We start from the raw sequence: 13,612 nt of genomic DNA on the forward strand, positions 1-13,612 counted from the left end.
GATGAGGTTGATAGGTCTGGTGTGGAAGCGTGGTGACACGTGGAGCTGACAGATACTAATCGGTCGAGGGCTTATCCTTAAAAAAGCATAACGTTTGGAAACGTCGTATCTAGTTTTGAGAGAACATCTCTCAATATAATTTGGTTCAGTGATGATGGCAAAGAGGTCACACCCGTTCCCATACCGAACACGGAAGTTAAGCTCTTTAGCGCCGATGGTAGTTGGGGGTTTCCCCCTGTTAGAGTAGGACGTCGCTGAGCCAATACATATTCCACAGTAGCTCAGTGGTAGAGCTATCGGCTGTTAACCGATCGGTCGTAGGTTCGAGTCCTACCTGTGGAGCCATATTGGAGAGCTGTCCGAGAGGTCGAAGGAGCACGATTGGAAATCGTGTATACGGTCAACCCCGTATCAAGGGTTCGAATCCCTTGCTCTCCGCCAGATACATACTCTCTAAATAAAAACAACTGGCCCGTTGGTCAAGCGGTTAAGACACCGCCCTTTCACGGCGGTAACACGGGTTCGAATCCCGTACGGGTCACCATTTCTTATAAATACTTTGGAGGATTAGCTCAGCTGGGAGAGCACCTGCCTTACAAGCAGGGGGTCGGCGGTTCGAACCCGTCATCCTCCACCATTAACTTTTATATCATATATATCATCGCGGGGTGGAGCAGTCTGGTAGCTCGTCGGGCTCATAACCCGAAGGTCGCAGGTTCAAATCCTGTCCCCGCAACCAATTTTATTTCATGGACAACGTCGAGATTACTTCTTGACCATGAAATATCTGTAGTGCCCTTAGGGTGCAACCAATTTTATTTCATGAATGGACTCGTGGTGTAGTGGTTAACATGCCTGCCTGTCACGCAGGAGATCGCCGGTTCGACCCCGGTCGGGTCCGCCATTTTTATTTAAACGGTGGCTTTATAACACCAAGATTTTTTCTTGGCTCGATAGCTCAGTCGGTAGAGCAGAGGACTGAAAATCCTCGTGTCGGCGGTTCGATTCCGTCTCGAGCCACCATTTTTTTTGCCGGTTTAGCTCAATTGGTAGAGCAACTGACTTGTAATCAGTAGGTTGGGGGTTCAAGTCCTCTAGCCGGCACCAGTTTTTTCTTCCTGAATTGGAACAAAAAACTTATTGAAAAACAGGGTGATTATGTTTTATAATAAAACCTGTCTTCATTCGTGGAGGGGTAGCGAAGTGGCTAAACGCGGCGGACTGTAAATCCGCTCCCTCCGGGTTCGGCGGTTCGAATCCGTCCCCCTCCACCATCTTTTATTCCTTATATAGGGGCATAGTTTAAAGGTAGAACGAAGGTCTCCAAAACCTTTGGTGTGGGTTCGATTCCTACTGCCCCTGCCAATTTTAATACTGTGGCGGTCGTGGCGAAGTGGTTAACGCATCGGATTGTGGTTCCGACATTCGGGGGTTCGATTCCCCTCGTCCGCCCCATTTAAATTTTGGGCTATAGCCAAGCGGTAAGGCATCGCACTTTGACTGCGACATGCGTTGGTTCGAATCCAGCTAGCCCAGCCATTTTTATTTTTATAACATAAGATGATTTTAACAAACATATTATAAGTTAATTAAATGTTTGCGGAAGTAGTTCAGTGGTAGAATACAACCTTGCCAAGGTTGGGGTCGCGGGTTCGAATCCCGTCTTCCGCTCCATTTTTGTTTTCTGGCGGCATAGCCAAGTGGTAAGGCACGGGTCTGCAAAACCCTTATCCCCCGGTTCGAATCCGGGTGCCGCCTCCATAAATTCCAATTCAAAAAGATTCAAATGCCGGTGTGGCGGAATTGGCAGACGCGCACGACTCAAAATCGTGTTCCTTCTGGAGTGTCGGTTCGACCCCGACCACCGGTACCATTTTTTTAGTAATTTAACAGTGAATATAACCGTAATATTAACCGTTTCTCACAGTGTGGGGAACGGTTTTTTTGTGTTCATTTTACTGTAAATACCTAATACAGAATCACTTCTAATCGTGTGAACTAATCGTGTGCTTGGATGGAGGTGTAATACAAGTTATGACAAGACGTAAGAACGCTTTAAATGATGCTGAACTTTCCATTGTGCGTAAAAATAAGCAATCGTATGTTGAAGCATTTAAGGATGCTTTAGAACTGTTTGAAAAGGAGTGTGATTTACGTAATTTAAGACCATACACAATTAAGTATTACCGGAATGAGATTTCAGCATTTCTTACACATCTTGCTGAACAGGGGATTAAATTAACCACATTTAAACCTGGGAATGTAACTGAAGAACATATAAAAGAAAATGTAATCCTTTATATGCGTAATACAAAAGGTTCAAGGATAGTTTCAATTAATACCCGTTTACGTGCTTTACGTTCTTTTTTTAACTTTCTTTACAGGGAAAAACACATACCAAAGAATCCTATGGTTAATATCAAATTACTGAAGGATAGGAAGCGTGTTATTCCAACATTCACAAAGGAACAATTGAATAAGTTGTTTCGACAACCGGAATTAAAAACATTCACTGGTGTACGTGATTACACTATTATGATGATGTTTTTGGAAACCGGCATACGTGTGAATGAATTAGTAGGTTTAACACTTGCTGATGTACGTTGGGAAGATAACCTTATCTGCATCAGAAATGCAAAGAGTTACAGGGAACGTTTAGTACCTATACAAAATGAAATGAAGAATCAGCTTAAAAAGTATGTAGCTATTCGTGGTTATGTTGAAAGTAATTCATTGTTTGTAACGATAGATGGAACAGCTTTAACTAGACGAGGTATACAGAACAGAATTGAAAAGTATGGGGTACTTGCTGATATAAAAGGGGTACGTTGCAGCTGTCATACATTCAGACATACATTTGCAAAATTAAGTGTCCAACAGGGTGCTAATATCTTTGAACTTCAAGCTATTCTTGGCCATACAAGTATGGAAATAGTTAAGACATATGTAAACCTATTTGGAACTGATGTACGTGAAAGCCACAAGAAGTTTTCACCTATTAAGGTACTGGAGAGACGTGATATATAAAGACAAAAGAAAAAGCCACGTGCTACCAACACGTGACCAAAGTAAAACAAATGTAAAAAACTGAATACTGAACAGTACCAGCTTTAATTCATCTTATCGAAAAAAATTGGATGAAGCAAGGTTTATTAAATTGTACCCTTTTGTGGGGAAATGGTGTTGTTCACTTGCTGGAATGCCTACTAATAGCAAGTAAATAAAACCTAGATATGTAAGCTGAAGCAGATGCAAAAAGTTCAGCGTTTCCACGTTAAGCAGTTCCTAGTTTCTGTGTGGAAAGTCTATGTGGAGAACGCACATAATCGGTTCGGTGGGTTGCTTGGTGCATTAAGGTGCAGGTAGCGATGAATAAGGAGAATAAACAGCTTCAGCATATAGGACAAGCTTTGTATGTGAAAAGTTCATTGTGGTGAAAACCAGCGTTTAAACTAGGGTGATACACACGGATACAATTCCTTGAAGGGAAATTCAGAAGTACATGAACGTCTGCTTTTTAGCTTTAAACATTTACTTGTTTATTGCTAAAAGGTAGTCATTTTCTGTGTCCAGCCGTTTTCCACCCATCCCAAAAATTCAGACAAAAGAGAAAAACAAAGTCAACCCCATATTTCAGGGAAATACAGGAATTAAGAAGTAATATGTCGAACTATTGGCTAAAAGGGGATGATGATAATCGGACAGAAGAAAACTGCTATTCAGCATCTTAAAGGAACTTCAGGGTGGTAACGAACCTAAACATGGGAATTATGAACTGGATATGGAACAGTGGGGAGAAATGGCAGAATTAAACGTGATGAAGGTTATGCAAAGGGAATTACTATCCTATATGCTGATGATTCAGTTTACTATGTATCGTTATCTTCAGCAAAGAACTATGAGTGGTATTGAATATCTTGAAGCTAAAACAGCATGGCAAAGACATATAAAGGCTTGAAAGAAGTACGTGAGTAGTTTAGGCTTTAAACAACGTTATAGCTTAAAAAGGTGATTTGATGTATTTAAGAGGAAACAATGTAGTTTTTAAGTTAATGGTTTTAAGCCAATTAGATGATTTTATAAAATATTTAAATGAAGTTGAACACAATTTATGGGCTAAAGCAGATGATTATATAAAAAAAGCAGAAGCATTACACGAAGATGAACAAGAAAATTATTGGGATTGGCATGTTGATGAATACCACGATTACTCTGAATTGTATCCATCCTTTTTAAGAAATTCAATATTCATAAGCATATATTCGTATCTAGAATACCATTTATTAAATCAATGTGATAATAAAGAGAAGTTAAGAAGTATTAAGGGTAGTGGTATTGAAAAGGGCAAGAAGTATTTTAAACAAGTCTATGGTATACATACACCATTTGAAAGTATCGAATGGAATAACATCAATGATTATAATAAAATTAGAAATTGTCTAGTTCATAACGGTGGTGATATTGACAATATTTCTAATGCGAATAAACAAAAAGAGTTAAATGTCATTATTAATAAAATTCCTACTATTGAGTTATCAAATAGGGGACAGATATTAATTCAAAAAGAATTTTGCATTGAATTTTGTGAAGTCGTTAAGTGTTTTTTGACTCTTACTGTAGAGTCAAGAAAATCAATTGAATAGAAGCAAAAAATTAAAACACACATATATTCCAGTGTGTTTTTCCTATACACCAATTAAGGGTAATAACAGCAAGTCTTAAATATCGAGTGAGAAGAATTGTAATATCAGTGTTTTTATTTATTGAAAATAATTCCAACAAGAAAGGATGTAAGATATAATTATGTAAGTATTGAATAAAGGAGATTTTTCTTGAAAAGTGCTGATGAATTTTTAAGTGATATTGAAGGTTTTAGAACACCTGAAGAAATGGAAGTTTATTTTGAAGAAAAAAAACGTGAAATACATCTAGATGATGATTACTATCAATTAAGTCTTTTAAAAAAGGGACTCTTTAAAGAGTTACTTGAAGAATTTTATCCAATGTATTGTTTTAGTCGGTCACGTTTTTTCGAGAATAATTCAAAGGTGAAAATAGTTATAGGTAATCAAGGTTACGATGGTTTAATTTTAAAGCAGGATGGAACCCAACAAAAGTTTGAACTAACAACTTATGTAAATGGTAAGTGGGAATTTGAAGATGCAAAAAGATTAATTAAAAATGGATTAGGTGATACACGTTTTGGGGATGGAAAAAGTTTAAAATATAGAAGTAAAGAATATTTAAAACAAGTAACAGAATCATTCAAAAAGAAAAGTCTAAAAAATTATTCTGGTGTAAATTTATTATTTATAGTTAATACATTTTGGTATTTTGAAGTCTATGATAACAGTTCTAAATCATTTATTGATGAATTGATAAATGAGATAAAATTACTAACATTTAAGGCTGAGGGTATTTACTTAATGGTTTTAAATAACCAAGATGTTAGTCAGATTGATAATAATATTTATGATTTATCAAATGTGTAGTTAAGTTTTTGGGGTTTATAGTTAAATATCATATGTAGTGTTATGTATTGTATAGAAGAAAATTGTGGAAAGTAGGTAAGGGAATTGGAAAAAGTACAAGCTAAAAGATGTGGAATTATTATGCCTATAGCTGCAATGCCAGGATATACAGCAGAACATTGGTCAGAAGTAAAAACCATAATTATTGAATCCACACAGCTAATATCGGAATTTAATTTCACAACTGAGATTGTTAGTAATTCTGATGGAGAAATAGATGTAATACATAAAAGAATCATTCAAAATCTCTATAATGCAGATATTGTAGTATGTGATATTAGTGGAAGAAACCCAAATGTTCTTTTTGAACTTGGAATGAGATTAACTTTTGATAAACCTACGATACTAATTAAGGATGATGAAACAGACTTTATTTTTGATACTGGTGTAATTGAACATATAACCTACCCTAAAGATTTACGTTTTAGTAAGGTAGTGGATTTTAAAAAAGAATTAGCTAGAAGAATTAAATTAACCTACGAGAAATCCATAAGTGACCCAAACTTTTCTACATTTTTAGGGAATTTTGGAGAATTTAAAATACCATCACTAGAACAAACAACCGTTTCGGACGTAAACCAATTAATTTTGGATGAAATGAGTGCTATACGTGGAGAATTATCAGTTTTCAAGAAGGAAGTCGCCAGCACTAAAACATCTAATTATGATATTATTCCTTCTGGTTTAAAACAAGTAATCGCTAATTACATTAATGAAACAAAAGATACTTTTGATTCAGCTGATATTGTTATTCGTAAACAAGAATTTATTGAGTACCTTCGTTTCAATCAAATTGACCCTAAAAGGGTAAGCAAAAACATATTAATTAGATTTGTTAAAGAAGCACAAGATAATGAATTACCTTTTTAATTAAGATAGAATTGTGCACTGTTAAAGTTGTTAGCTTATTGTATTGTAATCACAAAAAAATCCCCTATATCTACACTGCTGGAAATTGTCATGAACCAGTAATAAAGAATATAGGGGTTTTGTCCGCACTGGGGTATTATAACCACCACGCTTTAAAGGGTTGCTGAAACAACCAATAAAAGAAATTAAACATATAAAAAGGAAAAAGGGAAGCTGAACGCATCATTGACCAAACTTGCTGATTATTCAAGACTAAAATCAACAAAGTTAAGTTTATTAAAGAACGAGAAATCATATGAGAACGTACCTATGTTAGTTGTGCTTGATAAAAAAACAAAAGTAGGGTGCTTTATTGCTGCGTAAAGCAAAGCCAATAGCACAGCATCGAAAGAATTATTTTAACTCCCCATTTATCAAGTAAAACTTTTTACTTTCCTAACAGTGCGTTTCACTATATACATTCCCTTTTCAAGGATTTGAACCTTTTAAAAACTACTACATAGTAAGGAAATAATGACATCAATCACCAATATTAATGAAAGCACCAATTCTCTCGTCCTCCTAAAGGAAACCTAAATAAAGTAATGATATATTAGAGGTTATTTCTTTAATATTATTGTTTAATCTCGTTCCCTTCTGTTACACCTCATACCTCTTTTTTTAATATGTCTATAAATGGTGTTCCTTGTTATACCAACTTCTCTTTCTATCTCTTTTATAGCAAAACCTTTAGTATACATTTTTATTGCTTCTTCCAATTTAATAAGAAATGCTTCTTGTTCCAATTTGCGGTTTCGTATTATAAATTTTGCTTGCATTTGGGGATTATCAAAACACCAATTGTAATATTTTTCATATTCTTCATATGTCATGCCGTTCCTATTCGAAATTTCATTTATAACTTTTTTGAAGCGTTCCATTGTAAAACCAAAATCTTTATGAACTAATTTAGCCCATTCGAATATATTTTTATCTTGTTTTGAACCATTAAGTACTTTTGATAAAGGTAATATATTTTCATAAGTTGTTCCTCCATGGCCGATGAAAAGAGGGATAACATGGTCTAAATCTGCCTCTGCACCAGTTAAACAGCATAAGTTATTATATCTGGCTAAAATTTCAGATAATTGTTTTTCTGTTAATGTATCGGGTAAAGCTTTTTTTCGTGCTAAACGAAGTTGACTATAAAAACGCTGTTTTAGTGGATTATTCTCAAACCATTTTTTGATTCGCATCCTTTCTTTTTCTTTATTTTTTTCCCTATAATTTTTTTTCTTAAAGTATAGCTTTTCACGGTGTCGTTCTCTAAATGCTTTTTTTTGTAAATAAATATGTTGTTTATTTTCATCTCTAAACTTCTTAACTTGTTTACGAATCTCTTCTCGATTTTTATAATAGTATTTTCTATGAGTTTCTAAGTAACGGTGGGTATTATCAAGTTTCCACTTGTCGTTCTTCTTGTCAGTACAATTCTTACAAGAACTTTTCTTGTTAAGGAGACTACCTGTTTCATTATAAAATTCATTAATTTCCTTTACCTTTTCACAAACAGTGCAAATAAAGTAAATTTCTTCGCTAGAATCTTTAAATGCATATCTCCTGGCCTGACTGACTAAATAATATGTAAACTCTTTTTGTCCATCAGATACTGATAATTTAACCTTTGAACCAATTTTATTCCTGGCATCTTTAGTCCTTCTTCGGCAAGGGGTACATTCCGAACGTTTCCCCATAAAACCCCGATAATCTTCACCGAAGTTATTAATCTCAGTAACCCCACAATGAATACAGTCGAGGTAAATTATTTTATTTAAACATTGATATGCTTTTCTGCTGCTATACCTATTGGTTTTAATTACTTTTAAACTCGGAATTTTGTTTTCATCTTTAGATTCTTGAAAATTCAATATGACACCTCCCAGTCATTACGGTAATACTTTCACAAAAATAATATCATATTTCATCTAAAAAAAACCAGAAAATTTATTGACTACGAAAAATAAATTTTATATAATATAAAGTTAATGTAATTTCAGTCAACTTAACTTAACTTAACTTAACTTAACTTAACTTTTTAGTTTCAAAAAAAAATTAAAAATCATTCCTATTAATAACAAGCAAAGTTTATAAAAATGATAAAAATTTTATCGTGAGGTAGTTTGCTGGGGAAGAAGGGGGTGGCCCCCGTGGGGGGGGGTCTCAAATATTTTGTTCAATGTTTTAACTAAAACAAGGCTAAACTATTTTTTTTTTGGCCCTGATGAGGGTACTTTTAGATATGCCTGTTATTTCCTCAACTTGTTTGTAAGAACGTGTTTCCAATAATTTTAAAGCGTGTTCCAGCTGTTTCTTACTGAACTTGTTGGGCCGGCCCTCTCTGTAATCCTCACGCTGTTTTGCAATGGCCTTACCTTCCTGTGTACGTTCTATGATAAGATTCCTTTCCATTTCTGCCACAGCAAGTAAAGTGGTTAAGAAGAATCTACCCATAGTGGTATCTTCCAGTAAACCTACGTTTAATACATGTACCCTAATCCCTTTAGAAAATAGGCCCTTAACTATCTCTATTCCTTCTACAGTATTCCTGGCTAGCCTATCTAGTTTAGTAACAACTAGCGTATCACCTTCAGATAGTAGTTTTAGTAATTCTTTAAATTGTGGCCTATCTGATTTAGTCCCCGTAAACTTCTCTGAATAAATTTTATTACAGCCTTCTTTTTCAAGTGCTTGTAGTTGTACTTCTAACTCTTGTGATACTGTACTTACTCGTGCATAGCCGTATTTCATATGTATTGTTCCCCTTCAATTATGACACTATGTTTTGACACCTTCTGATATCTTGATAATACTGCTTATAGAATTCGGTGTCAATACTGTTAAGTTTTGGGTAAGTTTTTACTTCTAGTAAGCCAGCGGTAGACCTCAAGAAATTTCAGTGGAAGGCATGGTCATGACCAATTTTAAATATAGATTCCTTTAAAAATAAAATTTCTCAATTAAAAGAGATTTCAAAATATGCCCCGTTTTCTTGGTTAATCGGTATCTCCTTAATATTTCTCTTATATGCAGTAAAAAAATGTGTCGAATTTTCCTCTTATTTCAATTATAATATCAAATTAGAGGAGGTAATATATGGAAGGTGGAATTGAAGAAAAGGACAAAATGAGGCCGAGGGATTGGAAATGGATTGTTAGTATTTTAATAACAATAATTATCTTTCTTTTAACTGCTATATTTTTAAATATCACTGAAAAAATTTCCATATCGGATTTAATTTCAATCGGAAGCGGACTAGTATCTATTGCATTAGCCATAGTCGCTATAATAATTGCAGTTGCTGAAAGTGTAAAATCAAGCAATAAAGAAGAAAAAGTTCAAGTGGGTTTAGATAAGATTATTTCAAATACAGACACAATGAGAGATTTAATACATAAACTCGAAAAACTAGAAAAAGAAGTCACAAATACAAATACCGAGGTAAAATCACTTAGAAAAGCTTATAAAGAATCGGAAAAATCCTTTATACTGCCGAATGAAGAAAGTCAAGAATTAAAATATACACAAGATGAAAAACCAATTCAACAAACTAACGGGAATCAGCAAGAAGTGGAAAGAGAAAATCCAAATGTATCATCTGTAAATCTCGAACAATTCATGACTTTAACAAGAGGAGATATATATTTTGCTGACCTATCCCCTGTTGTCGGTTCTGAACTAGGTGGAGTACGACCGGTTTTAGTGGTATCAAATGATATAGCTAACAAATTCTCACCAGTCATTAACATAGCCCCTATTACGGCACAAATTCAAAAGGCAAAATTACCAACTCATGTAGAAATAGATGCTAAACGATGGGGATTCGAAAAAGATTCAGTAATTATTGTGGAACAAACACTAACAGTTGATAAGCAAAGACTCAAAGATAAAATCACTCATCTTGATGAAGAAATGATGAATAAAGTGGATGAAGCTTTATCAGTTCAGTTAGGGTTAATTGATTTTTAGGCATTCTTCGGAGTGCTTTTTTTATTTTGAAAACAACAAATTTCCCCCACCAACTAATTAAAAGCAAGTGAGGGAATAAATGTATTAGGTTAGGTTAAGATTCTTTACCACATAGATAAAGATTCTTTAATTGGTTAGGTAAACAAACTTTACTATAACTAAACAATTGAAACTATAATCCTGTATTAGTGTTATTTCTTTGGCTTCGCCAAATGTCTTTACCTTCACTTCGTTCCGGTAAATCCATTAAATTTATTAACTGTATCTGACACTATTATTTTCTGTTATAGAGTATTAATAACAGTTAGGTTTTTATAAGTGTTAACTTACGAACGTTAGTGAGTAAGTTACGAGAAGCTTTAGCTTCGAGTTTGTTACGCTATTACCGAAGTATTACCGAAGAACCTAAGGTTCTAACAGAATACTACAGTTATATTAGCGTTACACTTCTACAGTATATATAGCGTTAAAATAGGTCAAAGTACGACAAAAGAAATATTAAGATTTTGTGACAGTCCAATAATCCCAGCTATATCAACGTTTTCTGGCCCTCGCTATCTTCAACTTTCTTAGTGAAAATGTAGAACCGATTTTAACAATTACAGTTTAATCACAGTGATCTACGGTGATTAAACGAAATTCAAACTAAATGCTGCTATATCAACAATGTCTTTTTAACAAAAATAAAGATAACTGTAGTACTTTCACCTGTTTTAGCACTTATAAGAGTAAGGGAATGATTTTTATCATTCCTACGGACAAATGAAATCACTACTTAGGGCAAGGTATGATTTCTCTTTTGCCATTACCAATCCCAACATAGATTCAGTAAACACGGCAAACTGAATCGCAATAATTGACAGTTACTTGGCTTCCTCCTAGCCAGGCAACTGTCTTTTTTCATTGCCTAAAAACGAAAGGACTATCAAAACATGATGAATAAATACGACAAAACAGAAGTAATGAAGCTGTTAGATGAAAAAACACTGAAGGCGTTATTAAGGCTTTACGGAATTGATTATAAGTTTCTAGCTGTAAGGCTTGGATGTACACGGCCGAATATTCATTACCACTTAAAACATGACACTTTTAAACAATATCAGCGTGAAAACATATTAGAACTACTTTTTAAACAAGGCTTGGAAGTGGCTGAATTAGTTATTATCAATCAGCTTGTAACTAAACAGAAGAAGGTGAAAGCAGATGAAGTTAATTGATGAAATCGTACATGAGTTAACTGATATATCAACTGAATGGAATAAGCGTGAGATTACCACAGAAGTAAGGAATCTACGAATAGACTTACTAATTCAGCAGATACAACAGCTAGACTTAAACTATGATAGGCAGCCCTTGTTGTATATCTCAAAAGAAGCAAAACAAGTATTTAATCAGCTGTTAAAACGGTATATTCATAAGGCTGTAGGTAGCTTAGATTTACTGAAGGAGACAACTAACAAGAAATCTTATAACAATAAGGGAAGTGCTATCATAAACCGGAAGCTTTTCTTTCATTCCCTTCATAAAACTATGGAAAGAAACATTATTGGCTGGATAAGAAGAAACGATATGCAAGATGTTAGAAATTTTCAGTTACTAATACTAAGAAAAGAGGAAGTTACAAATGAGTAATCAAGACAGATTAGACTTTATTAGAAACTATTATGCTAATCAAGAAAAGGTAAAGGTTGAAGTATTACCTTCTATTAGCAAAACAACAAAAGGAAATGTAGTTCACAAGTTCAACGGTAAGCGTGCGGGCTATGAGTTTAAACACGGAGTAGCTTACGTTGATGCTAAAGATGTACACCTGTTTCGCAATAGCCTCCCTTATATGGTGATTCACGATAAGAAAGAAGGTAATGAATAATGTCAGCGAAAGCAAAAGATAAAGTGCTTCAATTTGTAGAGGAATACAACATCAGAGTTTCAAAGTTTAATAATGATATTGAAGCTTCAGAAAAAGCTATTGAGGATATGAAGCTAGAAATTAAGTTCATAAATGAAGTTGAATTGACACCTGCTATTGAAAAGCGTGTAGTTGAAGGTGATTCTAGCTTTGAAGATAAACTTAAGAAGAAACTAGCCAAGCTTGAAGCTGAAGTAGTACGGAAAACAGAGGAAGTAATGATTCTTAAAAAGTTACTATCTAACTACTTGATTGAATCAGCCGATAAGGTTACTGATTTGGATAATATGTTTAGGAATGATAAAAAGATAGCTGAAGCTAAGGCTTACGCTATGATGATGCACTCTAAAAAGCTATATGTTGATTCTATCCAAAAAGAAGCAGCAGTACTACAGGAACTAAAGGATGTAGACGTGCAGCTTCAACAGATTCAGTACAACGCTGGAAGAACTAACGGCATATACACAGAAATAGATGTGCTAACCGCCCCTATCCCTAGCTATAAGGATAGATTCAATGGTGTTTATCTACAGTTGTCTTTAGACGAAATAAGGCAGCTTATTAAAGGTACTATAAAGCCTGAAGATTTATCTTACCTGATAAGATTCTCACACAAGAAAGATTTATAAGGTGCTAATTGAATAAGCAAGCGTGTTGCTAGGAAGCATTGTAGCGAAGTTAGATTGGCATAGGCGAGTAACCTATCATCTAATTCCCTTACAGTGCTTCCTTTTTTGTATCTGTTTTTTGAATATTAATAATCGACTAAGGAAGAGTGATAAAAATGAATAGAAAAGTTTTAGTGAAATCAAAATGTGCTAATTATGTGGATGGAATGTGTGTGGTAAGAGACATAGCATGCCCATTAGTAACACCTTTTGAGTACAACGGACATAAGTTCCTTTGCGAAGAAGCTAAATGTGAATACTTTGAAAAGAATGTTGTAGGTATAGATAAAGTGGTTGAAGTTAAGCTATTCACATATAAACACTGTAACCAATGTAATAAGCCTTTTAAACCTTCATCCAGTGCCAGTAACTACTGTAGTGATAACTGTAGGGCATTGGCTAGGAAAAAAACACATAGAAAGTTTAATAGTAAACGACAAATTAACCATAGCTGAAATCAATAGTATCAAGGACTTAGGAAGTCAAAAATGGCTTCCTAAGGGTTTACTATTCAGAATGAAACAAATTGTCGTTACCCCCTGTAAAAGTCAAACTGAATAGGGATTAAATATGTCCATATATATAGTTTCATAATGTATATATAGTAGTGGTGTTAGAGAGATTACTGT

At 34.4% G+C, this 13,612-nt stretch carries 11 protein-coding genes, 15 tRNA genes and 1 rRNA gene; 25 read left to right on the forward strand and 2 right to left on the reverse strand.

All coding sequences use genetic code 11. From position 1 onward, the window contains the following. The first annotated feature begins 144 nt into the window (after window positions 1-144). From rrf to ACFS5O_RS00490, 20 genes are all read left to right on the forward strand, one after another. A 5S ribosomal RNA gene (rrf, locus tag ACFS5O_RS00395) occupies window positions 145-260 on the forward strand. 10 nt (window positions 261-270) lie between these two features. After that, window positions 271-345 (forward strand) — tRNA-Asn (locus ACFS5O_RS00400). Between the two features lie 4 nt (window positions 346-349). Beyond that, window positions 350-441 (forward strand) — tRNA-Ser (locus ACFS5O_RS00405). Window positions 442-469: 28 nt separating this feature from the next. Next, window positions 470-544, forward strand: a tRNA-Glu gene (locus ACFS5O_RS00410). 17 nt (window positions 545-561) lie between these two features. Next, window positions 562-637: transfer RNA gene (locus ACFS5O_RS00415), tRNA-Val, on the forward strand. 25 nt (window positions 638-662) lie between these two features. Continuing rightward, window positions 663-739, forward strand: a tRNA-Met gene (locus ACFS5O_RS00420). A gap of 89 nt (window positions 740-828) precedes the next feature. Beyond that, window positions 829-904 (forward strand) — tRNA-Asp (locus ACFS5O_RS00425). Window positions 905-947: 43 nt separating this feature from the next. Beyond that, window positions 948-1,023: transfer RNA gene (locus ACFS5O_RS00430), tRNA-Phe, on the forward strand. An 8-nt stretch (window positions 1,024-1,031) separates the two neighbouring features. Further along, a tRNA-Thr gene (locus tag ACFS5O_RS00435) sits at window positions 1,032-1,107 on the forward strand. 82 nt (window positions 1,108-1,189) lie between these two features. Further along, window positions 1,190-1,274: transfer RNA gene (locus ACFS5O_RS00440), tRNA-Tyr, on the forward strand. Window positions 1,275-1,291: 17 nt separating this feature from the next. After that, a tRNA-Trp gene (locus tag ACFS5O_RS00445) sits at window positions 1,292-1,365 on the forward strand. A gap of 14 nt (window positions 1,366-1,379) precedes the next feature. Beyond that, a tRNA-His gene (locus tag ACFS5O_RS00450) sits at window positions 1,380-1,455 on the forward strand. Window positions 1,456-1,464: 9 nt separating this feature from the next. After that, window positions 1,465-1,539 (forward strand) — tRNA-Gln (locus ACFS5O_RS00455). Window positions 1,540-1,599: 60 nt separating this feature from the next. After that, window positions 1,600-1,674: transfer RNA gene (locus ACFS5O_RS00460), tRNA-Gly, on the forward strand. 12 nt (window positions 1,675-1,686) lie between these two features. After that, a tRNA-Cys gene (locus ACFS5O_RS00465) sits at window positions 1,687-1,761 on the forward strand. 27 nt (window positions 1,762-1,788) lie between these two features. Next, window positions 1,789-1,873 (forward strand) — tRNA-Leu (locus ACFS5O_RS00470). Between the two features lie 161 nt (window positions 1,874-2,034). Continuing rightward, window positions 2,035-3,027, forward strand: coding sequence for a tyrosine-type recombinase/integrase (locus ACFS5O_RS00475; RefSeq protein ID WP_205724505.1), 993 nt, complete (start codon window positions 2,035-2,037; stop codon window positions 3,025-3,027). A 989-nt stretch (window positions 3,028-4,016) separates the two neighbouring features. Continuing rightward, entirely contained in the window at window positions 4,017-4,643 is a 627-nt protein-coding gene (locus tag ACFS5O_RS00480; protein ID WP_205724507.1) for a hypothetical protein, read from the forward strand. A gap of 189 nt (window positions 4,644-4,832) precedes the next feature. Next, window positions 4,833-5,492 (forward strand): hypothetical protein, encoded by a 660-nt coding sequence (locus ACFS5O_RS00485; protein WP_205724508.1) that lies wholly within the window; start codon window positions 4,833-4,835, stop codon window positions 5,490-5,492. An 84-nt stretch (window positions 5,493-5,576) separates the two neighbouring features. Further along, window positions 5,577-6,401 carry a hypothetical protein gene (locus ACFS5O_RS00490; protein ID WP_205724509.1) on the forward strand — a complete coding sequence of 275 codons (825 nt, stop codon included), beginning with the start codon at window positions 5,577-5,579 and terminating at the stop codon, window positions 6,399-6,401. A 620-nt stretch (window positions 6,402-7,021) separates the two neighbouring features. Here the strand turns inward: ACFS5O_RS00490 and ACFS5O_RS00495 are convergent. Both ACFS5O_RS00495 and ACFS5O_RS00500 read right to left on the reverse strand, forming a co-directional pair. Next, the gene (locus ACFS5O_RS00495) at window positions 7,022-8,308 is read right to left on the reverse strand and encodes a helix-turn-helix domain-containing protein (RefSeq protein WP_205724510.1); all 1,287 of its coding nucleotides are present in this window, start codon (window positions 8,306-8,308) and stop codon (window positions 7,022-7,024) included. Window positions 8,309-8,636: 328 nt separating this feature from the next. Beyond that, window positions 8,637-9,188 (reverse strand): recombinase family protein, encoded by a 552-nt coding sequence (locus ACFS5O_RS00500; protein WP_205724511.1) that lies wholly within the window; start codon window positions 9,186-9,188, stop codon window positions 8,637-8,639. A gap of 867 nt (window positions 9,189-10,055) precedes the next feature. On the opposite strand from ACFS5O_RS00500, the gene ACFS5O_RS00505 reads away from it, so the two are divergent. The 5 genes from ACFS5O_RS00505 (at window position 10,056) to ACFS5O_RS00525 (ending at window position 12,944) form a co-directional block, all read left to right on the forward strand. Continuing rightward, window positions 10,056-10,406, forward strand: coding sequence for a type II toxin-antitoxin system PemK/MazF family toxin (locus tag ACFS5O_RS00505; protein WP_205724753.1), 351 nt, complete (start codon window positions 10,056-10,058; stop codon window positions 10,404-10,406). 932 nt (window positions 10,407-11,338) lie between these two features. After that, window positions 11,339-11,623 carry a hypothetical protein gene (locus tag ACFS5O_RS00510; RefSeq protein WP_205724512.1) on the forward strand — a complete coding sequence of 95 codons (285 nt, stop codon included), beginning with the start codon at window positions 11,339-11,341 and terminating at the stop codon, window positions 11,621-11,623. Next, window positions 11,610-12,038, forward strand: coding sequence for a hypothetical protein (locus tag ACFS5O_RS00515; RefSeq protein WP_205724513.1), 429 nt, complete (start codon window positions 11,610-11,612; stop codon window positions 12,036-12,038). The genes ACFS5O_RS00510 and ACFS5O_RS00515 overlap by 14 nt, the downstream gene beginning before the upstream one ends. Then, window positions 12,031-12,276 (forward strand): hypothetical protein, encoded by a 246-nt coding sequence (locus tag ACFS5O_RS00520; protein WP_205724514.1) that lies wholly within the window; start codon window positions 12,031-12,033, stop codon window positions 12,274-12,276. The genes ACFS5O_RS00515 and ACFS5O_RS00520 overlap by 8 nt, the downstream gene beginning before the upstream one ends. Next, window positions 12,276-12,944 (forward strand): hypothetical protein, encoded by a 669-nt coding sequence (locus tag ACFS5O_RS00525; protein WP_205724515.1) that lies wholly within the window; start codon window positions 12,276-12,278, stop codon window positions 12,942-12,944. Before ACFS5O_RS00520 ends, ACFS5O_RS00525 begins: the two co-directional genes overlap by 1 nt. The last annotated feature ends 668 nt before the right edge of the window (window positions 12,945-13,612 follow it).

The sequence above is a fragment of the Fictibacillus nanhaiensis genome (genome assembly GCF_042686385.1).
Classification (GTDB): Bacteria; Bacillota; Bacilli; order Bacillales; family Fictibacillaceae; genus Fictibacillus; species Fictibacillus nanhaiensis.